Raw genomic sequence first — 23,498 nt, 5'->3', positions numbered from 1 at the left:
GGGCAACGCCCGGCAACAAGGTAATGACGAGTAACAACGGGAAAAATCCCTGAATTTTAACGAAAAACTCCCTCCCGGATGTCCGCTATCCTTTCTGCGCTGTCGTGATCCAGGAACAGTACGGCCTGCGGCAACGTGCGTAAAATCGTGGAAGGATAAGTTTCAGACACGGGTTCTGTTAACGTATGGTACACCGCCGCGGCTTTTGATTTTCCCGGCACCATACAGTAAATGGCCTGCGCCTTCAGCAGCGCGGGAATTGTCAGCGTAAACGCATCAACCGGTACTTCTTCAAGCGTGGCGAAACATCCTTCGTTTACCTGCTGCTGCCGGCATGGCACGTCGAGGTCCACCACTTTAACGAGGTAAGGATCATGGAAATCAGCCATATGGGGATCATTAAACGCAAGATGCGTGTTTTCCCCGATTCCCATACAGGTGATGTCGGTAGGATACGCCTGCAGCAGGCCGGCATAACGCCTGCATTCTTCTTCCGGTAACGAAGGGTTCCCGTTCAGGTAAAAAACTTCCCTGAACGGCGCCCGGGCAAACAGCCGTTCCTTCAGAAAGGCGCCGAAGTGCTGAGGCGCCCCCACCGGCAACCCCAGGTATTCGTCCATGTGAAAGGCGTTCACCCGCGACCAGTCGACGGTACGGGTCAGCAGCGCCGCCAGGAATTCATTCTGTGACGCTGCTGCCGCAAAAATAACGTTGACAACTTCCTGGGTCTCAAGCAGGGCCATGATTTTTGCAGCCACCGCATCGGCAGCCGTCTCCCCTACTTCCTGTCGGTTCCGGCAGATTTTCACGGTTAACTGGTCTGCTACGTATTCTTTAGAGATAGACATTGAAATGATGTTACAATTAAATACTGATTCGTGGTTGATACCGGCGCAGCTGCTCCTTCTTACATTCTGAATTTAACACCGGCCCGCCCCCAGAACGAGAAAAACTGCTTTTGGTACATCCGGGAGCGCTCCCCGAAGTAATCAAGCTGCGGCGCCTGCGTCAGGTTCTGTGCCTCGAGGTATACAGAAAGGCGGTCCGAAATGCGGTAGGACGAATTGGCGTCGATCTGGATGCGGTCGTGGCGGATCACATCCGTATCGTCGTCACTGCCCAGCAACACCGTGTAGGCACTGTTATAATTCAGGTTTCCCTGGATACTGAAGCGTTTGTGGCTGAACGACAGTGAGGCATTGGCCGTATGATCGGCCTGTCCCGGCAGCCGGAGGTTTTTCCGGAACTGGGCGTCGGCATTCGAATGCGTATAGGTGTAGTTTGCGAGTATAGAAAGCCCTTTCAGAATCCCCGGCAAAAACGTGAGGTTAGCCTGGGCATTCAACTCGATACCAAACACCTTGGCGCTGTTCCCGTTCAGCGTGCGGAACCATCTCCACCCGGTATAACGGCCGGCATTCTCAAATTCGTCCCCGACAATATTGGTGACGCTGTTGTACTGGAACTTGTCGATTTTCTTATAAAAAACGCCGGCCGACAGGATACCCAGGTTAGAAAGGTATTTTTCGTACATCAAATCCACGTTGGTGGAGAAGGCAGGCGCAAGTTCCGGGTTGCCATCCGTTACGGTTTCGCTCAGGATACTGAGGATTCGTCCCGGAACGAGGTCCACGAAATTGGGGCGGGAATAGCCGTAGGTAAGGGCTGCCCGCAGCAACGACGAGCTGTTCAGGTCGTACTTGAACTGGACGTTCGGCAGCACCTTCAGATAGTCGTTCGTTTTACGGTTGGGGGTAGTGGAAGTCCAGACGCCCTCCTCGTCGGTTTCGACGATATTTCCCTTGTAGTCTACGTGGGTTTGCTCAAAACGGACACCGGCCAGAAACATGAGCTTGTTGAACTGGATCCTGTTCATGAGATAAGCCGATGAAACACGCTCTACCGCATCGTAGTAGTAGGTATCGATGCTGTTACGGGTAGCAGGCCCATTGATCGGGAACAGGTCGGTTCCCAGGTTCTTATCCAGGAAGTCAATCGTTTTGTCCTTGTCAACTCCCAATCCGAAATTCGTATTCCCGTCGAGCAGCTCCCCCGATACCTCCGCGGGGCCCGAGAAGTTCGTAAGTTTTCCTGCCCCGGCATCACCGGCGTAGGTGGTCACGATCGTTTCGTCCGGCCGGTAGCGCCTGTTGTGCATGCGCTTCACCTTCACCCCGGCTTTGAAAACGGCGGCATTGTCCCCGATCGAATACGGCACGCTGCCGTTCACCCGGGCGGTAATATTTCTGCCTTTTGTATTCCACCAATCCCTTTCCACCGTGTTATAGGTATACAGCGAAGCGTCGTTTTTCCAGTCCGTGCCGTAGGCTTCCAGGTAGTCGGTAGCAATATCGGAGATCTGGAGCGGGATGTTGCCGGTGACAAAATTGTAGATTCCCGAACGGTTTATAAACCCGGATTCGTTGACGAATACGCCCGCATCGAGCTTTACTTTACCGATTACGGTTTCGCCCTGGACGTTAAAATTGAGGTTGCTGTTATCCTCCGTTGCCGACTTGATTTCGTTGTACCCGCGTCCCCGTGAGTTAACAAAGACCCCTTCCTCGTTCAGTGTCGTACGGCTGGTCTGCATCCGCGTGCGCTTCCGGTAGCGCGTCAGTTTGTTGTAATGGTCGCTGTACATGAAGTTGGCCACGATGTTCGTAGTCGGGCTGAAGTTGTAGTCGACGGTGGCCGATGCCCCTGTCCTGGTACGGTCGTTTTCTACGTACAGCAGCCGCACGTCGGTCGGGAAATAGATCTCTCCTTTACCGTAATCATTTTTTTCCCAGACCTGGGCACGGATTTCGTCGTAACCGTTTTTGGTTTTGAAGTAGCTGCCGGTCAGCATCACGCCAAGTTTCCCGTTCGGATTTTTGTCGTCTGCAAAAAAACGTTGTCCCCAGGAAAGGTTTCCGATAGCGTTAAAGTTGCTCCGGAGGTTGTTGTAGCCTGTTCCCAGATCCACCGCGAGGCGACTGCGCAGCGAGCTCGCGGTAGGAGTTTTCATGTTGATGGCGCCGGCAATGGCGTCGCCGTCCTGGTCGGGCGTAAGGGTCTTGACAACCTCCATTGAAGAGAGCACGTTGATGGGAATGACGTCGAGCTGCGCATTCCGCGAGCCGTCTTCCTGTGTACCCATGATCTGCTCGCCGTTTACGTTGATGTTCGTAAAGTTCCCCGGCGTCCCGCGTAATTGTACGGTGGCGCCCTCGCCGCTGCTGTTCCGGCCGATGGTCACCCCGGGCAGGCGCTGAAGCGATTCCGCTACGTTCAGGTCGGGGTAACGTCCCATCAGGTCGGCGGAGATTACCTGTTTCAGGTTATCGGAATTGCGCTGCTGGTTCAGCGCCTTCTGCTGCCCTTCCAGCGTCGCCGTTACCGTCACTGCAGAGAGTGTCACAATAGCAGACGCCATGCGGATGTTCTGGAACACGGTAGCCCCGGCATTGACGGTTACTTCCTTTTCCTCCGGGTTGTAACCCATGTAGTTGACGCGGAGCGTCTGCGCCCCGGCGGGAACATTGACCAGCACATAGTTACCGGAAAGGTCGGTAGGAACTCCTATGTTGGTTCCCTTGATAAAAACCGAAGCACCGGGGAGCGTTTCACCGTTTACACCGGTTACCTGTCCTTTCACGGTTCCATGGGTTGCCTGCGCGATCAGTTGCGGGCAAGCGGCCGCCAGGCAGAACAGCCAGGCCAGCACGCAGGTCCGTACGGTCGGGATCTTGATTCGTGTCATCATAATAGAATTTGGTTGATTGTAAAGGGTCACAGTAGCTTATTTGAACTTGTAATGCATATAATCGGCCAGGAAACGCACGGCAAAACTGGAACCGATATCACGGTTGGTAAGCCAGATTTTCCCTTTCCTGGAACGGGTCCTGGTTTCCAGCACGGCGCCGCGCAGGTTCGGATCAGGGTGGTCTTCGGCATACCGGTTTTGAAGCAGCCAGGCCACCGATTTTTCGATATTCGCATCAAATTGGTGGTATCCCTGTTCGGAAAGCGCGATCCACACAATACCCGCCAGCGATACCGCCGAGCCGGTGGCGGACCCTTTGTCCGGCTCGCGGCCGTTCAGGTAGTTGTTGTAGTAAATGGTACCGTCTTTTTGCTGGGCCCGGGCAAACACCTCGGCCGTCCGTTTCGCGCCCTCGAGGTATTTTCTATCGCCGGTAAGCCTGAAGGCGTGGATCAGCGACTCGGCGTACCACAGCGAAAACCGCGGGTGGAACGACTGTTCCTCCACGAAATTGGGCATAAAGCTCATCCATACACCCTCCGGCCCCTGCAGCTCCAGGAGGCTGTTGCAGAGGTTGATATAGGCTTCCCTGAATTTTTTATCGCCGGAGAACTCAAAGGCGTCCTTGAACAGCCAGCCTTCCGTATTGGGCCGCGACACATCAAACAGCTTCTGGTCTTTTTTGTCTTTCTGCTTCCAGAACGGGCTGTATTCCTTGAGCACTTCTCCCGTTTTCGAATCTACGTTGTCGTAGCAGACGCCTTTTTCCGGGTAATACATATGTTTCATCATCCAGTAGGCGGCGGACGTAGCCACCCGGGCATAACGGGGATCACCCGTTACCCGAGATAGCTCGTAGATCCCGGGAGTACCGTCCGACACGGTCGCAAACACGATAAAGTCCTCGCCCAGCACGTCGCCGTGGATGGCCGAAACCATTCCTTTCAGCACAGGATGATCCTTTATTTCGAGTGACGCCCAGTAGTTTCCCCCTCTTTTTGCCGCCTCCAGGTAACTGTTGTTTCCGGTGAGCTTATAGGCCGCCAGCAAGGCGTACACTGCCTGGCCCGTATGCCAGGGAACCTCGTATTCGTACCATTTGCCTTCTGTCAGGTTATAGTCGCATCGTGATTTCCCTTCTTCATCCAGCAATACTTCCGATATGTACCGGGCTGTCTGGTTAACGGCCTGCACTACCTCCTCTTTTTTTACCTGCGCCTGCGCGACATATCCCGAAAGAGTCAGCAGAATGATGCAATACCACCTGTTATTCGGCTTCATAACTTTTGTTTTTTGAATTGGTCTGATATTTGTGCTTGTGATTGATTACTTCGGTTTCGCCGTCCAGGCGGACACTGTAACGCCAGGGTTGTCCGGGTTGCCAGGGTATTTTGAGGAGCAATTGTCCCGTAGCTCCCTTTTTCAGTGCTACCGGAACCTGCTGCGGATTCCCGATAGCGGCAGCGGCGGCAAGCGTCCCGATTTTTTTCCCGTTGCAGAACACTTCCGTTCCCGCCGGTCCCGAAACATAAAGATTGGCAATATCGGCGTCATTGGCTTTGAGGGTACAATAAGCGTAGGCTGCTACCTCTTTTTTCCCGTAATAATGCTCCAGGTCAATCGCGCCGCCATCCGTTGATCCGAATTTCCGCCACCGGTAGTCTTTCCCTTTGAAAATGCTGATACCGCCCGGGATCGGCGGGTGATCATACTCCGGGTTTTCCGAATAGAGAAACGACGGCAGGCCGCCCGCCTTCTCCACGGGGTACGGTCCGGCCAGCAGCCAGTACTGGAAATAGGTATAAGGTGTTTCGGAGATGTCGAGCCCGATAGCGCCGGGATCCGGCAATTGCCGCGTTTCCCGGGCTTTCACCAGCGATGCTTGCAGGTTTCTCAGCGGGATTAGCTTGGCCTCGTAGCCGGCGGTCACGACATCGAGCCAATATTCCTGGTTTTCCTGCATCCAGGCGGTTTCAAAGCGCGTTTTAAGCTTCTCAAGGCGATCCGTTAACCCTGCAACCGCGGTTTCGGAAGCCTGCAGCAGTTTCACCGCGTCTCCCGGGTTCCCGGCTTTGCCTGCCTTCCGGTAGGTAAGGGCCACTTCCGGCAATGTGGTCCTGAGGTCCATGATCAGCGCATACTGGTCTATTGAAAATTGCAGTGCGGCCAGGTCAGCGTTGTTCCGGACCGCCTTTGCCCGCCCTGCAAGAGCAGCCGCGTCCGCGAGAATTTGCCTGGCCTGCGGCACAGAACTATTGTTCAGCAGCAAGGGTTTACCCGGATCGGAAAGCAGTTTCTGCAACCATATCTGGTCGTTCAGGTTGTAAGTCAGGGTCAGCCTGCGCAGTTCCATCAGGCGGAACAAAGCCTTCACATAATTGTCATCTGCAGTCCCGTAGGCGGTAAGTCCGTAACGTGAATCGAAGGAGCGTTCCGGTAGATGCGCCAGGTTCCAGCTCTTTTCCGCTGCCTGGTAAACGCCGTACCAGTCGCCTGAGAAGAGATAGGTGCCGCCGTCGTCCCAAAGCGTGGTAAAGGCCCCGGTCGCGCCCTGCTTCCGCCCGGCCTCGAGGAAACCCTTGATATTGCCTTTGGCCATCACCATATCCGGGAACATCCGGTACGAATTGAGCACGCCCGGACAAACCATGTATTCCAGGCCGCGGCTGGCAAACGGCCGGATCCACTGGTCGTAGCTTTTCTGATCACCGTATTCCCAGGTCAGGTAAACAATATCCCGCGGCAGCATGTCCGCTACCGTCTCGTGCTGAATGACAATATCCCCCCATACCATCATCTTTTTACCGTGACGGGTTACCACATCGTGTAAAAACTTCAGATGGTCGGCGTAAAACCGGTCGGGCCCGATGCTGTCGATATACGCCTTTGATTTTCCCTTGTTGAGGTCGAAGGTTTCGTCGCAGTTGACATTGAACCAGGGGGCGTTAAAGGCATCACAAAGCTCGCCGATCACATTTTCCAGGAACTTTCGCGCCTTGGGGTCCAGCGGGGAAATGAGGTTGGCCGTTTCGCCCATGGACTTGTACTGCGGCAGCGACAGGATTTTTTCAAAATGCCCGAAGGATTGGAAACTACCGATGAGCTTCATGTGATACTTTTCCGCATAGGCCGACAGCTCGCGTATCTGGGCAATGGTAAGTTTGCCGTTTTCGGGAGCGAAATCAGGATGCGACAGCGGCTGTACCACGTGCTCGATATAAAATGAAAGGTAGTTGATCTTCAGTTCGGCGAGTCTCCTGATCTGCGCCCGGACGTATTCCGGGGTGGAAATGGGTCCTCGGCTGATGTCGTCGTAAATTACCCGGGTCGGGAAAACGGGCCAGTCCGCAATGAATAAGCCGGTCTTCCAGCCGGCGCGTGTCAGCTGGCGCAAGGTCTGAAGGCCATAAAAAAGCCCTGTTTCGGAAAAGGCCGCAATAAATGGATGATCTGTGCTGAAGTCGAGTACATACCCTTCAGTGCCCAGGCTGTCGCTGAAAGCCCGGCCGGTCTGTAAAAGCCGCTCCGAGGCACCCGGCTGCAGCAGCCGCAGTTCCACTGTGATTTCCTTCTTTTTGCCCGCATTCTGCCTGGGGAATTCCGGCCGGAACCCTGCCCAATGCTTCTTCAATCTCTCCAGTTGACCGGTTGCGAGGCCGATGCCGCGGAATGCGACTTCTGCCCCGAAGGTTACGGGCGCTGTCCCCTGCTTTACAACCTGGGGAAACGGCAATACCGGCAGCGGGCCTGCTTCCCCGGAAATTCCTGGTTGACCCGGTGTTTCGCACAGGGCATTGGACAAAAAGGCAAGCTGAAAAAATACCAGCAACAATCTCTTTTTCATATCAGGGTTGGTTCGTCGGGGGGACCGTGTCAATCGTTACCGTGTTGTTAAGGGAGGTAATTTCCCGGAAGTTACCGGACACCGTTATGGTGAGCTGCCGGTTCCTGCGCCCGGAAACCAGCGGAAACGCTACCGGAAGGTTTCGCGGAACCAGATCGTCGGGAGCTTCCAGCAGGGCTATTTCCTGCCGTTGCTCCTCCTTGCCGTCGACCAGCAGTCGCACGGTAATTTCCTTTGCCGGGGCGTTGCCGATGTTGTGCACGGAACAATATACTTCCGGCTTCCCCGCCCCGTTTTGCCGGATACCGCCCGCACTTACGGCCACGTCGGCGAGTTTGTACGGTAAAGCTGCCCCTTGCCGGAGCCGCCGTACATGTACCACCACGCCCTGTTTTCCCGGCAGCCTGAACGGCACTGCCCCTACCCGTTCGGTGATTTTCACCGTTTGGCGATCTTGTATTTTCTCCGGGACGGTATCGTCATTGGCATCGGTCCCAAGGGTTATTTCATACTCGCCTGGGGCCAGCATCCAGGTGTACATCGTGACTTCCCGGGCCGGACCGGCGTTGTACAGCGAAATACAGGCCGACGTGTCGTCGCCGCGCCTGACGAACACCGCTACATTCGGACCGGTGTTTTTCCAGGTTGCAACCAGGGAAGGGTACTCAAATCCGCGACCGAAATGCCCGGTGTACATGCCGGTAAGCAGCTCGCTGCCCCTGGCATAGACCCGGTCCGTAAACCGGACTTCGCTCGTCATCAGGGGAAAATTGTACCGCAGCGACTCCAGGAGCCGCTCAAACCCTTCGAGCAGTTTTTCAGTGTCGCCGGTAAGCAGGTACCGGTTGTAAGGCGAACCGTACTGACCTGTGAGCGACGTATTTCCGGTTAACCGGTCCGTCAATGCGAACACGTTCCCGAAGGGATGCGCGCCGGCAGGTTGGTCTTCTCCTCCCCGGACAAGGGTCTGTCGGGTCCACTCCAGAGTACCGGGCTGCGGGTTCGGGTTACCCGGCCCGGGTTCTTTCATCAGGGCGGCCACCTGCTTCACCGGCTGCAGGAAAAGACTGTCTCTGGTGATCCCGTACATTCCCGACAGGTGGTTATAGAGCTCTGCGACATGTCCCAGGTGGTCCCATTGGTAATACTCGTACCTGAGCTCAGGATCATACCATTGCGGGGCATACCCGCCGATGCGCTCGTTTTCGAAGCAAACAGCCGGTGGTATTACGCCTGCCGGCTTCCCGTTTTCCTGTTTCCGGGCATCTTCCACCCACGCGGAGGCCCATTCTGAGAGCTCGCGTGTCAGGCGGGGCGTCCGGTTGTACCATGCCAGCCAAAGCCCTGGCAGCAGCGCCCGGGCATTCAGGGGAACGTCTACGCCGTAGGGCGGCCCGTCCCAGGTTTCGGTCGCTGAAAAATAATACGACTTGAAATGCCTGTGCCCGTGTGCGTTGACGGCAGACCAGACGCTCCCGAAATTCTGCATGCTGATCATGGCCCTTTCCAGGTACACCGGGTCTCCGTAACGGGCCAGGAACATGCCCGTATGCGAGTCCCGGAACAGTTCGGCCGAATGCTCCACATCGTCCACCTTTTTGTCATACCCCCGTACCAGCGCACCGCTGTTCCAGATCCCGTCGGCCAGGCGTGTATAACCGCTCCTTGCCGTTTCGTCGTCCGCACCGAGAATGGCAGGCAGCCACCAGCGGAGCATTTCCACGTCGTCACCGTACTTTCCTCCCAGCTCCCCGTTGGCCGCCTGCCGGTGTTTTACCCACCAGTGAATCACCTGCTGCATACGATTCATGGCTTCGTTCTGAAGCACGGCCCAGCGGGGCGCGTTACCCGGGTCCAGATCGGAAACAAAGGGTGTTTCCAGTTGTTCTCCACGGTACATCCGGATCAGCTCATGCCCCGGATAGAGCGACGCCAGTTGATCAAAATAAGCTTTCTCCCGGCTGTCAGGGAGTAACATACGGTCTTCCTTGACCAGCCAGAAATGCGTTTTTGCCAAAAGATAAAGGGCCTTGCCGTAGAGCGGATCTTCCGGGTCCGCTACCAGCTGATTCAGCAGGTCAATGACTGCGTACATCCGCTGAATCTGGTTCATGCCCGTCCTCCGGGTTGCCCAGCTCCACCCGCCCATTTCGTAATAGTCACAGGCCTGGCGGTATTTCCGGACCATGTCGAGCTGGTTGACCGCAGCCAGGTTGTTTCCTCCGGCTTGTATTTTTCCCTCCAGCCCGCCAATGGTTCGCAAAATCTCCGCGGTATCGGTTTCCGGTCCCGGCGAAAATGCTGTTACATGAGGCGGCGTTACAGGGCGGAATTCAAGGGCATATATTCCAACGTTCCCGTTTCCTTCCGGCGAAATCCTAACCGTTGCTTCATCACCCGCTATCCGCACTTTCCGCCGGATGGTCTGGTAAGACAACCGGTACCAGGGCGTCACCACGCTGTCTGCCAGCGGGCGGCCGTTCAGCGACAACTTCATGCGGAGCGGCTCGCTACCGGGATAGCCCACCATGATACTCACAAAATAACTTCCCGGTTTGAGCCTGACCCGAAAAACCAGTTCACGGGAAGCCGTAAGGCCGTCCCGGAACAACGTGTCCGGCAGTTTGGCATACAGGGTATCAAAACCGGCGGACGGCGGGACGAGCCACCCGTACCCCCGGGTCCGGTCGTATACCGTTTCCGGCGTTACCTTTACATAACCGGGCCTTGCCGCAGCACCTGCTTTTCCGATATCGAACAGGTAATTCCTGTCCGGCTCCCCCCCTGCCGCAGCAAACAAAGGGAAACACCAGGTGAACAACAACAAGCCTGCAACTAACCTCACTATATATACGTTATCTATTATTAACCAAAAAACTACCTGCTACTGACCGGTCCGGATACCTTTCGAAGTCTTGTCCACATCCAGGAACTTCGCGGGTAAGCCGCCCTGCGAAAGAAAACCGCCGGTACTTTCCCGGACGGCGACTACCGGCCCGGAGGTTGAAGATCCGGCAGGTACGCTCAATCCTGTCAACGAAAATCCCCGGGTATCGGACCAGTAAACGGCCGGACGGGCGTCGGTCGTTTTCGTGGTGAGCCGGATCCCCGAAAGATGCACTTCTTCGGCATGACTTATGTAAAAACCGTAGGCCGGTAATTTGCCGAACATGGTGGCCTCCGGGTAACTGTCTTCCTTCTCATCCGATAGTGGCCGGAAATCTGCCCGGGTTCCGCCCCCCGCCGATTCGACGGTGATGTCACTGAGTGAAATACGTTCTACCCGGGCCGATTTGATACCCGTGATGGAGCAGCCAATGTTACTGCTTCCACGCGCCACCACGTTTGAAATACGGAGGTCACGGAGTTGCCCCGGGCCGGGAACGGCCGCGGTTTCCACGTATTTCCGCGCCCGGTTACCCAGCCTGATAAAAATCGGGACTTCAGGGCCCTCAATAACCAGGTTACTGATCGCTACGTTTTCCATGATACCGCCATCCACCATCTCCAGCGCTAACCCGGCAATACCCGCCGGCCGGCCGTAGATCGTTTTGGTCTGTGCCGAAGGCCGGACGACGCAGTTGGAAATAGTGATATTACGGAAACCGCCGGTGGATTCGGTACCGAATTTGATCGCATTGCAATGGCTGCTGAGGATGCAATTGGTAATTGTGATAAACTCAGACACCCCGGGCGATGAGCTTTTGATCGTGATCCCGTCGTCGTCGGAGTCGCCGGTCACATTCGAAATCATCACGTTCCTGCACCCGTCGATGTCAATCATGTCGTTGTTTTTGTTGGAATGATTCCAGATGTCCACCCCGTCGATCCGTACCCGCTCACATCCCAGGTAGTGCTGCATCCAGAAAGCGGAGTTGCGCAGGTGAACGCCCGTAACGGACACGTCCTTGCAACCGGCAAACCATAACAGGTAGGGCCGGTTGCGGTAACGATCGGGCTTTTTGAGCGTAGTCGTTACAAACGCGCTTCCCTGGCCGTCGATGGTTCCCCGACCCTCAATGGCCACATTTTCCTGCCCTTTGCAGAAAATAAGCGCCTGTTTTGCCCAGTCGCCGCCATAAAACGGTATTCCGGGGTCCTGGTAGGGATAGGCAGAGGGCGAGGTATGCCCGAGCAGCGTAGCCCCCGCCGCGATGTGCAGGGTTACGTTGCTCTTCAATACCAGCGTGCCGGTAAGGTAGATTCCCTGCGGCACATACACGGTTCCGCCGGTAGCAGCGCACGAGTCGATGGCTTTCTGGATCGCACCGGTGTTGACGGTTACGCCGTCCCCGATAGCACCGGACCGGCGGATATCATACGTTTTCGCTTCGGCGCCCAGGAGCCCCGCGCCTACGATCAGCAGGGTTATCAACATCGGTCGGTATCGTCGCATCCTACTCGTCATCATACACTCAATAAAAAGTAAGGGTTAAGTAAAACTAAAACTCAGGGTAATGATCGCCAATTATCTTCAGGTCAGGATTTCAAATCGCTCCAACTGTTGCTCCAGCCAGACGGCCGTACGCCGGTACGCATCTTCCGGGTCTGCGGCGCCGTTTTCTTCGCCGCCTACGTCGATTGCCAGCCGGCCGCGGAAGCCTGTGTCGCGCAGCGTGGCAAAAAAGGCGTCCCATGGAATGTTCCCTGCACCCGGCGGCAAATGCTCCACCCGGCTGCCGGTGTTATCGGAAATATGAATATAATTGATTCTGTCCGTAAGCCGCATCAGGCTCAGCGGCAGGTTGTCGTGCACCAGGAACTGGTTGGCCGTATCCAGGTTAAACTTCAGGTTCGGCGCATTTACGGCGTCGGCAAATAGCAGGAACGCGTCGGTGGTAGCGGTAAGACATCCTTCGCAGGGATGCAGGTGATAGTCCAGACCGTATCGGGCGGCAATCCGGCAGGCCTCGCGGAAGGTCCCGGTCAGTTCGTGCCAGTACACGGGCCATTCAAAGCCGGGCGGCGGAAGCAGTGATGCCAGCGCCTCGCCGTTGTAATGCCGTTTTACCTGCTGATCGGCCGGGTAATGCAGCGGCAGCAACGGACCATTGTCCAGCACCCCGGCCGCCCCGAGGAATTTTGCAGTTTCACAGCCCATTTCAAAAAACTCAAGGTTTTCCAATCGTTCCCCGTCGGCCACGGCGCTCATACCGGGCAAGACGGTACAAAATACCGGCACTTCAACCCCGTATGCGTCGAGCGTGTCGGCCACCTGTTGCCGGTTCTCAAAAAGGTACCGGATGTTGTCAGGGCCAATTCCTTCCAGCTCCATCGACGTAAACCCGGCCGCGGCCATTTCGCGAATGTGCTGTACGGTGGCCGTCACCGGCGGCGGGTACCCGTACCGGGAAATAATAAAGAGGTAGGCGCAGGTAATCCGGGTGTCAGAAAACATAATTTTCGGGTTTCGTGCACGTGCCCGGAATGGTTCAAATAAAAAAGGACTTAAGTGTTCCTGTTCTTGCTGTCCTTTCTGAAATGCCTTCCGGGCACGTGCACAAAATTAAAAGAAAAAAGAATAAAACAAAACCATTTATGGCTTTTTTAAGCTTTTTAATAAGGAAACCAAGTAATGGGGGAAGTATAAGCGCGGCGAGCGGAGGTTTAGCGGGTAGCCGCGAATTCACGAATAAAGTGGTTTTTATTCGTGTATTCTGCACAACAAACTTACAGATGCCTGATAATGGAACGCATGGCTTTTATTGAATGGGTATCCGAAGATCAGCCTTCGACAGGCTCAGGCACCGGCCTTCGACAGGCTCAGGCGCCATCCGGCAGGCGCCTGCCGGATGGCGGGTGCCGGATGGCGCCTGAGCTCGTCGAAGGCTGCCTACCGGAGGCTGCCATCCGGTAGACGGGTGAGCCCGTCGAACCCCCTTTAACACAATCTGCCGGATGTCTGATCCTCAACCAGGTCAAAAGCTAAGCGTTCTTTATTTAAATCAAAGCTCCAAACGCGCTTCCATGGAATTCGCGGCTATTTACGAAACCTCGCCTTCAATCTTCTGCCGGATATCTGACACATAATACGGATCGACTTCCAGGACTTTACAGATCAATTCTGTAGGCAAGCCTTCGTGGATCATATTACGGACAGTCTTTTCAGTTTTCTCCTTCCTACCCATTTCAACTAAAACATCTTTTGTGCTCATCACTGTGCTTTTTATGTTTGCCGGTACTTCGTCGATAAGTCTGATAATTTGTTCCTCTTTGAGATCGCTTATTCCAAAGGTATAAACAATCAGAACACGCTGCAAGTTCTTTTCTACATCTGCAGCCAGGGAGAGGATGGTGGGGATCCACCTCACCAAATCGACTTTTAACTGGCTGTATTTCAGTGCAAGGAACGACGCCTGGAGGAATTTGTTCTCCAGAAGCTGGATTTGTTTATCGGGGATTTCGCCCAAGTCATGGTAGACATACTCGTAGTCAGGAACAAAAGGCATGAGCTCACTGTCAAGACCGGCCATTAGAGCGCCCAATGTCCGGTAGAGCCACCTTTCCCGCCCATGATATAAAAGCACAGGGATAATGGGAGATAGCTTTTTGTCCTCCGTAAGCTGTTTCCGGTGTGCTGAGGCTATGTAACCGAGCAGTTGTACCGGGGTAGATTTATCGGGCCTGCTTTTGTGTTCGAGCAGCAGCGTGATCTTTACTTCCCGGCTGTCTTCTTTCAAACGGCAGGAATATACGATGTCGCTTATCGTCTTCCGGAGCCCTTTGGAGAGATAGGTGTCCGGTAGCTGGGTGAGCGCTGACAGATCCAGCCGTGCCGCGATATTTTGGGGCAGGCACGACCTGAAATAGTCGATGGCGATTTCTTTGTCGGCCAGGATGGCACGCACAAAGTTGTCATGGAGGGTGGTATTCATGCGTTCAGTATAGTATGAGACCGAAGATTCAGTATAGTATGAGACCGAAGATAAGGATTTCTTTGAAGAATCCGGAGGACATTTTTGCCGGCATGCCCGGAAGTGATAAAACAGACAAAGGCTGTCCGGATTTTCAATATAATTTGTGTCTTTAACGCCTACCCAAGCGGCCCCGCGTCACATTTTCACTGCGGATGACCGACCGTACACTTCAAGCGCGCGTACCTTCGCCTGAGATTCTTTCATTGTTTCCGCAGTCGTTCTTTACTCGCCCACCAGGCTTTAGAGCAGCTTCGATGGCCCGTGCAGGTATCACTCCCGCCTTAAGCTCTTCACCGGATTTGTTCTTGCCGCCCGGATTGCCTGACCGCTGATCGTCAGCAGCGCCACCGCTACGGAGAGGATCCCGGCGGCCGCGAATATCCACCATTCCACATGGATGCGGTAGGCAAAATTGTCGAGCCAATGCTGCATAATCCACCATCCGACGGGGATAGCGAGAAGCAAGGCAATGGCGACCATCTTTACAAAATCCGTCGTCAGCAGGAATACGATTTTACCCACGGACGCACCGAGTACCTTCCGTATGCCGATTTCTTTTACACGGCGTTGTGCCTGGAACGCCGCCAGGGCAAAAAGTCCCATACACGCGATCCCGATCGTGATAAAGGAAAACAGGAACATCGTACGGCTGGTTTGCTGCTCATGCTGGTACAGGTCGGCAAAATCATCGTCCAGGAAATGATACTGGAAGGGCGTTTGCGGTTTTACTTCCTTCCATACTCCCTGGATACGGTCCAGCGCCTGCGGCATCTGGCTTCCCGAAGCTACTTTGACAAAAACGTTACCAAAATAATTGTATTCAGGGAAAAGCACCACGGGTTGTATGTCTTCTCTCAGGGAGGCAAAATTGAAATCCCGCACCACCGCTTTAATCTGTCCCTTACGGCCGTTCAGGTCGATCTGTTTTCCGATGGCGGTTTCAGGCGTCCATTGCAGCGCCTGTACGAAACGCTGGTTAACGACAAAACTATAGGAACGGGCGTCTGTAGTGTCACGGGCACGGGCAATGTCCTGATCCGTCAGGTCGGAGCCCGCCAGGATCGGAATCTCAAACACCGATACAAAATCCTTTTCAATCGGGATGGCCGTTACGCTCAGCTCAAAATCGGCGCTTTTTCCTTCGGCCCTGTTCACGTTGTATCCGCCCTGTATGTTTACCGGTGAGTCATAGGAGGCGCTGAAACCACTAATAGCCGGCAACGCCAGCAGTTTGTTTTTCAGGGTGGAGCGGTCATTGTCCGAAAGCATGTCGCCGTCCAACACCACAATCTGCGAACGTTGCAGCCCCGTGTTTTTGGTTTGAATATAACGGAGCTGTCTTGTCGTCACCAGCGTACAGATGATGAATAACATGGAAACGGTAAATTGGAAGACGATAAGCGCATTGCCCCAGGTAAACCTGCCCTGTCGGGCCGGGCTATTGCCTTTCATATTCTGCGTCGGCTTGAAAGCAGAAATGACAAAAGCAGGCCAGCTTCCGGCAAGCAGTGACACACTGACCGCGAAAACCAGAGCGCCCGGGCAGAAAACGGCGCGCGACTGCAGATTGAGCTGGATGGTGGCGCCGATGTAGTCCGCAAACGGCGGAAGCAGGAGATGCGCGAGCAGCAGTGCGGGGAGCAGCGAAAGCAGGACCATCAGGCAGGCTCTAAGTCTGTCGAGGATTTACCGGGCCCCGGTTACATTGGTATGTTTCGAAAGGAGGCTTCGTGAATTCTGTACAACAAACTTACAGATGCCTGATAATGGAACGCATGGCTTCTATTGAATGGGTATCCAAAGATAAGCCTTCGACAGGCTCAGGCGCCGGCCTTCGACAGGCTCAGGCGCCGTCCGGATGGTGCCTGCCGGATGGCGCCGTCCGGATGGCGCCTGAGCTCGTCGAAGGCTGCCTACCGGAGGCTGCCATCCGGATGGCGCCTGAGCCCGTCGAAGGCTGCCTACCGGAGGCTGCCATCCGGATGGCGGGTGAGCCCGTCGAACCCCTTTAACACAATCTGCTGCATGTCTGATCCTCAACCAGGTCAAAACCTAAAGGTTGTTTATTTAAATCAAAGCCAGCCAGCGCCGCTTCTCTCGAATTCGCGGCTACCGCCTCAATGCAATCCGGTATACCACTGTTTTCGTAAACCCGTCCGTGGGCGGCGCAATCTCCAGTTCTACGGGCATGGTCTGCAAAGCCGGATAGGGCGTCCAGTAGTCTTTGGCGTCGCGGCCCACCACCAGCTCTGCCGTACCGTCCGTTTCGAGCACAAAGCCAGCGTCCTTTCCCCGGATGCTTACCGTGCGGGTGTCTTCCCGGGTCACTCCGGCGCCATCGGCCAGGACAATGGGCTCTGTTATGGTCACAACGGGAAAAGAATCGTGGTAGGTAAGGGTAATCCTTTTCTCAATATAGGTATCGGCAAACGTATATGAAATGGCGTACCCCACTCCCCCATTGATCCAATCCCTGTTTTTCAGCTCGCCGACAGCCTTTACCTCAAAAGGAACGCGATCCTTTTTAACCACTTCCAGACGTGCGTCAAATTCGAACAGGTTGGTGAAGTACCCCAGCGAATCGGTATAACTGATCCTCGGCGTCAGGCATTTCACGCCCGGCGCTTCGGGAAAGCTCATCGGTTCCGGACGTGAATATTCCGTTACGCTCGAAGCCTGCAAGGCCCCGTAACCCTCGGCCCAGAGATAGGAAACAGCACCCCCGTTCGGCCTGAACATGTACTTGCTGCGTGAGCCGCCACGCTGGTCTTTGTAACGATACCCGGTGAGAGTAGCCATAAAATGCCCGGTTCTTACCTGCACCACGTCCAGGTTATCATGGTACAAGAGCCAGCCGGTGCTGTCTGCCGGCAGCGGAGCCGCCTGCCTGGTTGCTGCCGTTTCGAGCCGGTAGGCCAGCGCCAGGTTTTTTGCTTTTGTAAAAGTGGGGTAAATGCACGGCGGCGTCGAAAAAACGCGTGCATGGTGCGGGCCATAGCCGATCAGGCCACCGGGAACCCGGTTTTTCTTCAGGAATTCCAGGTTCCGGTAGGAAGCGGCGGCATACCGTTTGTCCTCTGCGCTATACAGCGAAAACAACACCTGGCAGCCGTCGGACGTAGCGCCGCCGTACAGGGTCCACTTATTGGACCGGATTCCCCATGAATTGTCCAGAGAACCGTCCGGGTATACAAAACTGAGATGGGTTTGCAGCGCGTTCCTGACCCGGTTGTTAACCAGCGTATCGCCGGTGATCCGGGCATACAGCCCCAGCCCCCACAACGACATTTCCATTTCGTACCCCAGGTCTATACCCAGCTTGTACCTTATACCCCGGCCGCCTTCCCCGTTGATAAACCCTTTTTCGTCCATTTTTGAAACCGTACGGCGGGCGAGTTCCCGGGCGCGCTCCCTGTACCTGCTGTCGCCGGTGAGCTCAGCGGCCTTAGCCAGTGTCGCGGTGGTGGTGGCTACGTAGTTGATACTCGCAAATTCTGGGCTCATCACGCGGAACAGGTAATCTGCCGCTTTCCGGATCGCCTCGTCCCAGCTTTCCTGGTCCTGCCGGTCCAGCTCGTCCGCCAGCTCCTCGCGGGCCAGCATCAGCATAAGCAGTTGATCGGTTGTGGTGCCTGTCCATTCCTCCGGCGTTTCCTTCCAGCTCCCGTCGGGCTGCTGCTGCCTGATGAGCCAGGCTGCGGTCGAAATGGCTGCATTCCGGTATTTCCTGTCTTTCGTAAGTTGGTAAGCGACTGCCAGGGGGTATACCGCTTCGGAGGCTCTTGTATGCAGCACATCGCAATGTTTACAGGCGATCGCACCACAATCCGGATGTGTCTTTTCAGCCACCTGAAGGTGCAGCAAGGGCTCGGCCAGTTCCAGGAGCAAACCGGCATAGGCCTCTTTCAAAGGGAGCGATTGCGCACCCGCCAGGGTACAGGCAAAATTTCCTATCATCACGGCGGTTATCCGGAGGTACTTCATACGACAAGGGTTAAATCCGGTGCCCGATTAACCAGGTTCAAAAAATACGGGCACGTGCACGAATTTAACGAAAAAAATTAATTCCTGTAGAATCTGTAGTTCGCGCTGGTAACGATGTCGATCGGGATCAGGTAATCTTCTATAGCCGGGACGGACATCACGAGGTGCCTGAACAGGGTCATTACACCGCGATAACCCTGTTCCTGGGGTTTTTCGCAAATCAGGAAATCGATGTAACCTTTTTTGAGGTAGTCGATGTTGCTGCTCAGGAAATCGTACCCGATCAGTACAATGTCCTTCCGCCCGGTTTTTTCCAGCCATTCGGCCACCAGCACTACCCTGGAATTGGTAACAAAAATAATCCCTATCTCCTTCTCCCGGGCCAGCAACGCCGATAGCCCGGCGGAAACGGAAACATAATCCGTATCGGTCGTATGGAAATGTACCAGCGGCTCTTCGGAGCGCTTTTCCCTGAAATAAGCCAGAAACCCTTCTACCTTCCCGAGAATAGCAACGTTATTTTCTATTTCCCTGGCAATATTGACGACCATCACTTTCTGGCCCGGCTTAAGGCAATAGTCGGTGAGCTGTGCAGCCAGGTACCCGCTGTCGAAAAGTTCGGGGCCAATATAACAAAGCCGCTGCTGCCCCGGGATATCCGAGTTCATCAGGACCGCCGGGATCTGCTTTTCCCGGCAGAACCCGAGCAATTGTATCGATTCCTCTTCAAAAGTCGGGGTAATCAATACGCCGTCGGGCTGATCGACCATAATTTGAGCGACCTGCCTGGCGAAGGTGGCCTGCACGTTCTGATCAAAGAAATAGTGCTTGAGCTCCACGCCATACGGTTTTATTTCCGTTTCGGCCTTGTCGATCCCCTCGAGCGGCGCTTTCCAGTATTCGGTTTCTTCAGACACAGAAGGCAACAGCACGCCGAGGCGTACCGTTCCCCGCGACGCCAACGCAAGCCGCCTGGCCAATACATTGGGCTGGTAATCCAGCTCCTCGATAATAGCATTGATATGCCGTTTTGTCTCTTCAGAAACACCCGGTCTGTTATGGATGACGCGGTCTACCGTACCCCGGGAGACGTTAGCCCTTCTTGCAATTTCCTTTACACCGGCTAAAGGGTGATCTTTCTTTTGTCTCACGAGGTTCAAATTGAATGTCCAATATATAAACAAACAGGGATGGATTGTATACTCGCTTGCGGTATTCATTGAACTTCCCGCAAGAGTAGACTATACCACAACCCCAGACCTGTGGCGAAGGCCGCAACCTTCCGAAATGAAGTAAACTATATCCGCTTCCAACTTTTACCTTAGATGCGTACTCTATGTTTAAAAACATTCAAGATGAGAAGGGCCCTATACTTCCTGTTGATTTTCATGCCTTTTGTTTCGTGCAAAAGGAAGGCACCGAACCTCGCGCTTGACGCCTCCAGCCAATTTAAATTCACTGGTATTTTTGAAACAAGAGATTCCGATAACCTGAAAGGAAGCATAGATTTGATAATCAACGATGGCTATTATCATTGCTCCAGCAGCCTGCCCTTTGGAAGAGGGGCTGGAAAAGTAGAAGTTAACAGCTTTTCAATAAATTTTATCGATACACTTTTTTTTCCAATACCCACAATATGGGGCCCCTCCTATGTTCTCTCCGGGGAACACTCCTATAGGTTTGATGGCAACCACCTTCTCATTTGGAAAGAAAAAAATATAGGTAGTGTTCACTACAAATTGAAGCTTGCGAAATAAAACCGGCCGACCCAAAAATTGAACGAAAATCAACATGTAGATCAGGAGCGGGTTTGGCAACCAGGAAGAAATCACACCGGAAATTCAATGCTTCGCGTGAGAAACATCTAAAGATATTACCGGGTTAACGTTCGCCATTGTGACAGTATCCCAATATATTTTTGTGACTTTCTCCCACTCGCCTCCATTTTTTCTACCATATAGAAATGAAACCGGCTTATCGTAGGTGAGCGCAATTGTTGGTCCGATACCATATTGTCCTCTGTCATTCTTTAGCAAATATCTGTTACCTGAGCTGTTAACATTTAACCATTCAACGCTTACAAAACAACCGTTTGGAGGAAACGAAATATGATATTCACTGAGGTCAAAGCTATTCAAACTATTCGGTTTAAAACCATATAAAATAATATTCTCATTGGTGACAGGTCTCCCTGGAACACCATCAATTTCTTCATAAAACTGTATCCTGAATGGCGAATTGAATATTCCAGTTTTAGAAAAAAGTATATTCAGAGTATCTATTTTCCCTAAACGACCGTTCAAATTTTGAATATATAATGCCATTTCAAAGTTGCTCCCTTCGTAGGCCCCCATATATAAACTGGTAGACTTCACGCCGAATACACCATATTTCTTTGATTGTTTCCTACGGCCTGGCACATTGGTTTCAAATTTATCGTGTGGAGTAAATTTAACCAGTGCAATCTCGTTTAATTTATTTCGTAAAATTGGGATCAAAGCGGGTTTGTAACCGGGAGCCGCAACATGGACGTCAGTTGAAGCAGCTATAAACTTCTTATCTATTTCAAACTTCCCCAGGGAATCCGCGGCTATACCGTATGATTTGTCAGCACTGGAAATAAGAGCATAAGCAATGGCCTGTTTATTCGTAGAATCATAAACTACTCCCTGCACAGTCTGTGATAACGCAATATTGGAGACTAGCAAAAATGCGGATAAGTAGGTCAAAAATTGCATATCTATTTCAGGTGCGTTAACCTTGCTAAGTTATATACTTTCCTTCTTTGTGCCCCCGTTTCAGAAGGCATTTTTCGCGGAGCCGCAGCATACCAGAATATATTAACTATACGAATATGTCAAAAGACTACGGGGAATACGCATTATCCTGTTTCGCCAGCACAAAAACGGTTCCGGCAGGGTCCTGGATCCAATGGTACCCTTCGGGCAGTTTTTCCAGTTCATCGCAGGTATGAACGCCGCGCTGTTGCAGGTACGCCGTTGCCTCCGCTACTTCCGGCGTACGGAGTTCCAGCCAGGTTTCCGAATGCGTATAGTTATCAACACAATCCAGCCAAAGCACATTCGCACCGAATTTTACCTGATGGGTTCTTGAAACCGTGGGGTTTTCGATGGGCTTTTCCAGCACGTCCAGTTTCAGGACGTCCCGGTAAAAGTCAACGGTCTGCTGGTATTTGCTTTTGGGAATCTTTACGGCGATGTTCACGCCTCCTTCAAATTTTACATCCATTTTTTACTGGTTTATGGTTTGGGTCGTCATGATACCGGAATTGCTTACCAGAGTGCCGTAATCTCATTCCCCTGTTAAAAGCTGTCTTATGGAAGCCAGGTGAGCAAACAAAACAACGGGAACCACAAAGGTCGGCAGCCAACTGAACGGAAAATACAGCACTGCGATATTGGGTTGCCCGAAAGCCAACTGTTGTACAGGAGAGGGAGCAGACAGAATTGCGTGGATAACAACATTCAAAAGTAATCCCAGGCACCCTATATTCCAGGCAAGAATAAGGCGCTTCGTCATCACACGCTTCGTATAACCGAAGAAAACGACAAACGGCGCAGTTATCCCGGCGACGATATCGAAGTTCTGCCCTTGAAACGTCATCAGCTCCGGAACGGTACCTTGCAGAAACAGCCACCAGAGCACAATTTCCACCGGCACACGCACCATATGTAAATAAGTCAGTCGTGATGCCGGCAGTTCGCCGATAAACGCCTTTCCCCGAGCGGTGAGAAACGGCAATGCCACGGCTATTAGCGCCGGCAGGAGTCCACCCCATACGATAGCCGGGGGGAATGCTTCCGGGTTGTAACTGTAGAAATTGCTATATGCCAGCGCCCCCTGCAATAGCAGCCAGGCCGAAAGTCCAATTAAAACAGGAAGCGAATTTTTCGTCGCCCGGTAAAACAGGAAGAGTGTTGCAACGGTAGTCGCTCCGAAGACCCAGGATATGCAGGCAGGTAAGTGCTCGATCATAATTGCAAAAATACCAGTCTTCAAAAAAACAGGACTTGCCTTATGCCAAGAAAGATGGGTAGGGTACTGTATTACACCAACCAATACGCGTAAAGTGTACCCCAAAAGCCGAGAAAACTTTTGGAGCGCACTTTACTGTTGAGAGCGCTTTTACTTATATCTGATCAAATTCAACCCGTAACGTTGAAACTGTCATGATATTCCACAGAACCCTCCGGTACCTTTCCGGTAAATGACCGTATCTGGAAATACTCGGCCGGAGCATGCGGGTATTGCAGACGCGGGTCACTCCTGAATCCGAACCGGCCGTAGTAAGAAGGCTCGCCCAACACCACACAACCGGCTGCATGCAGCTCCGCCAGTACGTCGAGGGCGGTCCTTATCAGGCAGGAACCTACACCGGATCCCTGTTTGGAAGGGATTACCGACACAGGCCCCAGTCCAAACCAGTTTTCACCACCTGAAGAAATGGTTACCGGCGTTACAGCGATATGCCCGATCAATCTCCCCTCCTCCTCTGCAACCAGGGAAACGGTAAGCTGACCGCTTGCCCGCAAGGCTTTGATGATAAACGATTCGGTTCCACTGCTATAAGCCGCCGAGGCGAATGCATCCCTTGTTACCTGGTCGATGGCACCGATGTCAGAAGGCTCTTCCCTCCTGATTGTATAATTGGATTTGTGCATTGCTAACTGAAATTAAATAAAACAGGAAATTTACCCTCTGCAGAAGGCGCAGAGGCTACCAATAAAATTATCAGCTGAAAATGTAATTACCAGGATGGCAATTACTGTAACACAATATCCATCATAGGTTCAAATTTAGGAAAAAGTATAGTTTCATCCAATTTTAAAAAAATGACCGACAGGGCTTGGAAACGGCCTTCAAAGAAAGCACAGCATTCACCGCAGCAGGTGCTCCATCGTGTAAATAGGCCCGATACCAGCTATAGAAATACGCTTTCTACGGGATGTGACGCGCCAGCTGGTAGCAAAAGGTAAACATCCTG

Annotated in this window: 18 protein-coding genes; 3 read left to right on the top strand and 15 right to left on the bottom strand. The window is 53.3% G+C overall.

Annotated features, from left to right (window positions below):
* Nucleotides 1-56: 56 nt before the first annotated feature.
* The 7 genes from ABD852_RS01835 to ABD852_RS01805 form a co-directional block, all read right to left on the bottom strand.
* Complete coding sequence (locus ABD852_RS01835; RefSeq protein WP_345026298.1) at nt 57-848, bottom strand: glucosamine-6-phosphate deaminase; 792 nt, start codon at nt 846-848, stop codon at nt 57-59.
* A gap of 59 nt (nt 849-907) precedes the next feature.
* The gene (locus ABD852_RS01830; protein ID WP_345026297.1) at nt 908-3,748 is read right to left on the bottom strand and encodes a TonB-dependent receptor; all 2,841 of its coding nucleotides are present in this window, start codon (nt 3,746-3,748) and stop codon (nt 908-910) included.
* Nucleotides 3,749-3,784: 36 nt separating this feature from the next.
* A complete protein-coding gene (locus ABD852_RS01825; protein WP_345026296.1) occupies nt 3,785-5,029 on the bottom strand; it encodes a hypothetical protein in 1,245 nt (414 codons plus the stop codon).
* Nucleotides 5,016-7,592 (bottom strand): glycoside hydrolase family 20 zincin-like fold domain-containing protein, encoded by a 2,577-nt coding sequence (locus ABD852_RS01820; RefSeq protein WP_345026295.1) that lies wholly within the window; start codon nt 7,590-7,592, stop codon nt 5,016-5,018. The genes ABD852_RS01825 and ABD852_RS01820 overlap by 14 nt, the downstream gene beginning before the upstream one ends.
* Before the next feature lies 1 nt (nt 7,593).
* Nucleotides 7,594-10,437 (bottom strand): hypothetical protein, encoded by a 2,844-nt coding sequence (locus ABD852_RS01815; RefSeq protein WP_345026294.1) that lies wholly within the window; start codon nt 10,435-10,437, stop codon nt 7,594-7,596.
* Between the two features lie 39 nt (nt 10,438-10,476).
* Complete coding sequence (locus ABD852_RS01810) at nt 10,477-11,988, bottom strand: glycoside hydrolase family 28 protein (RefSeq protein ID WP_345026293.1); 1,512 nt, start codon at nt 11,986-11,988, stop codon at nt 10,477-10,479.
* Nucleotides 11,989-12,066: 78 nt separating this feature from the next.
* Nucleotides 12,067-12,990, bottom strand: coding sequence for a sugar phosphate isomerase/epimerase family protein (locus tag ABD852_RS01805; RefSeq protein ID WP_345026292.1), 924 nt, complete (start codon nt 12,988-12,990; stop codon nt 12,067-12,069).
* Nucleotides 12,991-13,278: 288 nt separating this feature from the next.
* On the opposite strand from ABD852_RS01805, the gene ABD852_RS01800 reads away from it, so the two are divergent.
* A complete protein-coding gene (locus ABD852_RS01800) occupies nt 13,279-13,449 on the top strand; it encodes a hypothetical protein (protein WP_345026290.1) in 171 nt (56 codons plus the stop codon).
* A 127-nt stretch (nt 13,450-13,576) separates the two neighbouring features.
* Here ABD852_RS01800 and ABD852_RS01795 read toward each other — a convergent pair whose 3' ends face one another.
* Entirely contained in the window at nt 13,577-14,467 is an 891-nt protein-coding gene (locus tag ABD852_RS01795; RefSeq protein WP_345026289.1) for an Rpn family recombination-promoting nuclease/putative transposase, read from the bottom strand.
* 312 nt (nt 14,468-14,779) lie between these two features.
* Nucleotides 14,780-16,168 carry an ABC transporter permease gene (locus ABD852_RS01790; protein ID WP_345026288.1) on the bottom strand — a complete coding sequence of 463 codons (1,389 nt, stop codon included), beginning with the start codon at nt 16,166-16,168 and terminating at the stop codon, nt 14,780-14,782.
* Nucleotides 16,169-16,275: 107 nt separating this feature from the next.
* Between ABD852_RS01790 and ABD852_RS01785 the strand changes: the two genes are divergently transcribed.
* The gene (locus ABD852_RS01785) at nt 16,276-16,521 is read left to right on the top strand and encodes a hypothetical protein (RefSeq protein ID WP_345026287.1); all 246 of its coding nucleotides are present in this window, start codon (nt 16,276-16,278) and stop codon (nt 16,519-16,521) included.
* 97 nt (nt 16,522-16,618) lie between these two features.
* Here ABD852_RS01785 and ABD852_RS01780 read toward each other — a convergent pair whose 3' ends face one another.
* Nucleotides 16,619-18,493 carry an ulvan lysase-like protein gene (locus ABD852_RS01780; RefSeq protein WP_345026286.1) on the bottom strand — a complete coding sequence of 625 codons (1,875 nt, stop codon included), beginning with the start codon at nt 18,491-18,493 and terminating at the stop codon, nt 16,619-16,621.
* 77 nt (nt 18,494-18,570) lie between these two features.
* A complete protein-coding gene (locus ABD852_RS01775; protein ID WP_345026285.1) occupies nt 18,571-19,644 on the bottom strand; it encodes a LacI family DNA-binding transcriptional regulator in 1,074 nt (357 codons plus the stop codon).
* A gap of 204 nt (nt 19,645-19,848) precedes the next feature.
* Here ABD852_RS01775 and ABD852_RS01770 point away from each other — a divergent pair, with 204 nt between their 5' ends.
* Nucleotides 19,849-20,250 (top strand): hypothetical protein, encoded by a 402-nt coding sequence (locus ABD852_RS01770; RefSeq protein WP_345026284.1) that lies wholly within the window; start codon nt 19,849-19,851, stop codon nt 20,248-20,250.
* A gap of 84 nt (nt 20,251-20,334) precedes the next feature.
* Here ABD852_RS01770 and ABD852_RS01765 read toward each other — a convergent pair whose 3' ends face one another.
* The 4 genes from ABD852_RS01765 to ABD852_RS01750 form a co-directional block, all read right to left on the bottom strand.
* Nucleotides 20,335-21,231, bottom strand: coding sequence for a carboxypeptidase-like regulatory domain-containing protein (locus ABD852_RS01765; RefSeq protein ID WP_345026283.1), 897 nt, complete (start codon nt 21,229-21,231; stop codon nt 20,335-20,337).
* Between the two features lie 127 nt (nt 21,232-21,358).
* Entirely contained in the window at nt 21,359-21,742 is a 384-nt protein-coding gene (locus ABD852_RS01760) for a VOC family protein (RefSeq protein WP_345026282.1), read from the bottom strand.
* A 63-nt stretch (nt 21,743-21,805) separates the two neighbouring features.
* Nucleotides 21,806-22,489 (bottom strand): hypothetical protein, encoded by a 684-nt coding sequence (locus tag ABD852_RS01755; protein ID WP_345026281.1) that lies wholly within the window; start codon nt 22,487-22,489, stop codon nt 21,806-21,808.
* A gap of 170 nt (nt 22,490-22,659) precedes the next feature.
* Nucleotides 22,660-23,175, bottom strand: a complete 516-nt coding sequence (locus tag ABD852_RS01750) for a GNAT family N-acetyltransferase (RefSeq protein ID WP_345026280.1) — start codon at nt 23,173-23,175, stop codon at nt 22,660-22,662.
* Nucleotides 23,176-23,498 lie beyond the last annotated feature (323 nt).

Source organism: Ravibacter arvi (assembly GCF_039540405.1).
GTDB classification, from domain to species: Bacteria; Bacteroidota; Bacteroidia; order Cytophagales; family Spirosomataceae; genus Ravibacter; species Ravibacter arvi.
The sequence above is the reverse complement of the archived record's forward strand: the minus strand, read 5'-3'. Positions and strand labels throughout refer to the sequence as shown.

Coding starts and splice junctions, on each gene's coding strand:
- ABD852_RS01835 (WP_345026298.1), bottom strand. CDS start 848: ATGTCTATCTCTAAAGAATACGTAGCAGACCAGTTAACCGTGAAAATC.
- ABD852_RS01830 (WP_345026297.1), bottom strand. CDS start 3,748: ATGATGACACGAATCAAGATCCCGACCGTACGGACCTGCGTGCTGGCC.
- ABD852_RS01825 (WP_345026296.1), bottom strand. CDS start 5,029: ATGAAGCCGAATAACAGGTGGTATTGCATCATTCTGCTGACTCTTTCG.
- ABD852_RS01820 (WP_345026295.1), bottom strand. CDS start 7,592: ATGAAAAAGAGATTGTTGCTGGTATTTTTTCAGCTTGCCTTTTTGTCC.
- ABD852_RS01810 (WP_345026293.1), bottom strand. CDS start 11,988: ATGCGACGATACCGACCGATGTTGATAACCCTGCTGATCGTAGGCGCG.
- ABD852_RS01805 (WP_345026292.1), bottom strand. CDS start 12,990: ATGTTTTCTGACACCCGGATTACCTGCGCCTACCTCTTTATTATTTCC.
- ABD852_RS01800 (WP_345026290.1), top strand. CDS start 13,279: ATGGAACGCATGGCTTTTATTGAATGGGTATCCGAAGATCAGCCTTCG.
- ABD852_RS01795 (WP_345026289.1), bottom strand. CDS start 14,467: ATGAATACCACCCTCCATGACAACTTTGTGCGTGCCATCCTGGCCGAC.
- ABD852_RS01790 (WP_345026288.1), bottom strand. CDS start 16,168: ATGGTCCTGCTTTCGCTGCTCCCCGCACTGCTGCTCGCGCATCTCCTG.
- ABD852_RS01785 (WP_345026287.1), top strand. CDS start 16,276: ATGGAACGCATGGCTTCTATTGAATGGGTATCCAAAGATAAGCCTTCG.
- ABD852_RS01780 (WP_345026286.1), bottom strand. CDS start 18,493: ATGAAGTACCTCCGGATAACCGCCGTGATGATAGGAAATTTTGCCTGT.
- ABD852_RS01770 (WP_345026284.1), top strand. CDS start 19,849: ATGAGAAGGGCCCTATACTTCCTGTTGATTTTCATGCCTTTTGTTTCG.
- ABD852_RS01765 (WP_345026283.1), bottom strand. CDS start 21,231: ATGCAATTTTTGACCTACTTATCCGCATTTTTGCTAGTCTCCAATATT.
- ABD852_RS01760 (WP_345026282.1), bottom strand. CDS start 21,742: ATGGATGTAAAATTTGAAGGAGGCGTGAACATCGCCGTAAAGATTCCC.
- ABD852_RS01755 (WP_345026281.1), bottom strand. CDS start 22,489: ATGATCGAGCACTTACCTGCCTGCATATCCTGGGTCTTCGGAGCGACT.
- ABD852_RS01750 (WP_345026280.1), bottom strand. CDS start 23,175: ATGCACAAATCCAATTATACAATCAGGAGGGAAGAGCCTTCTGACATC.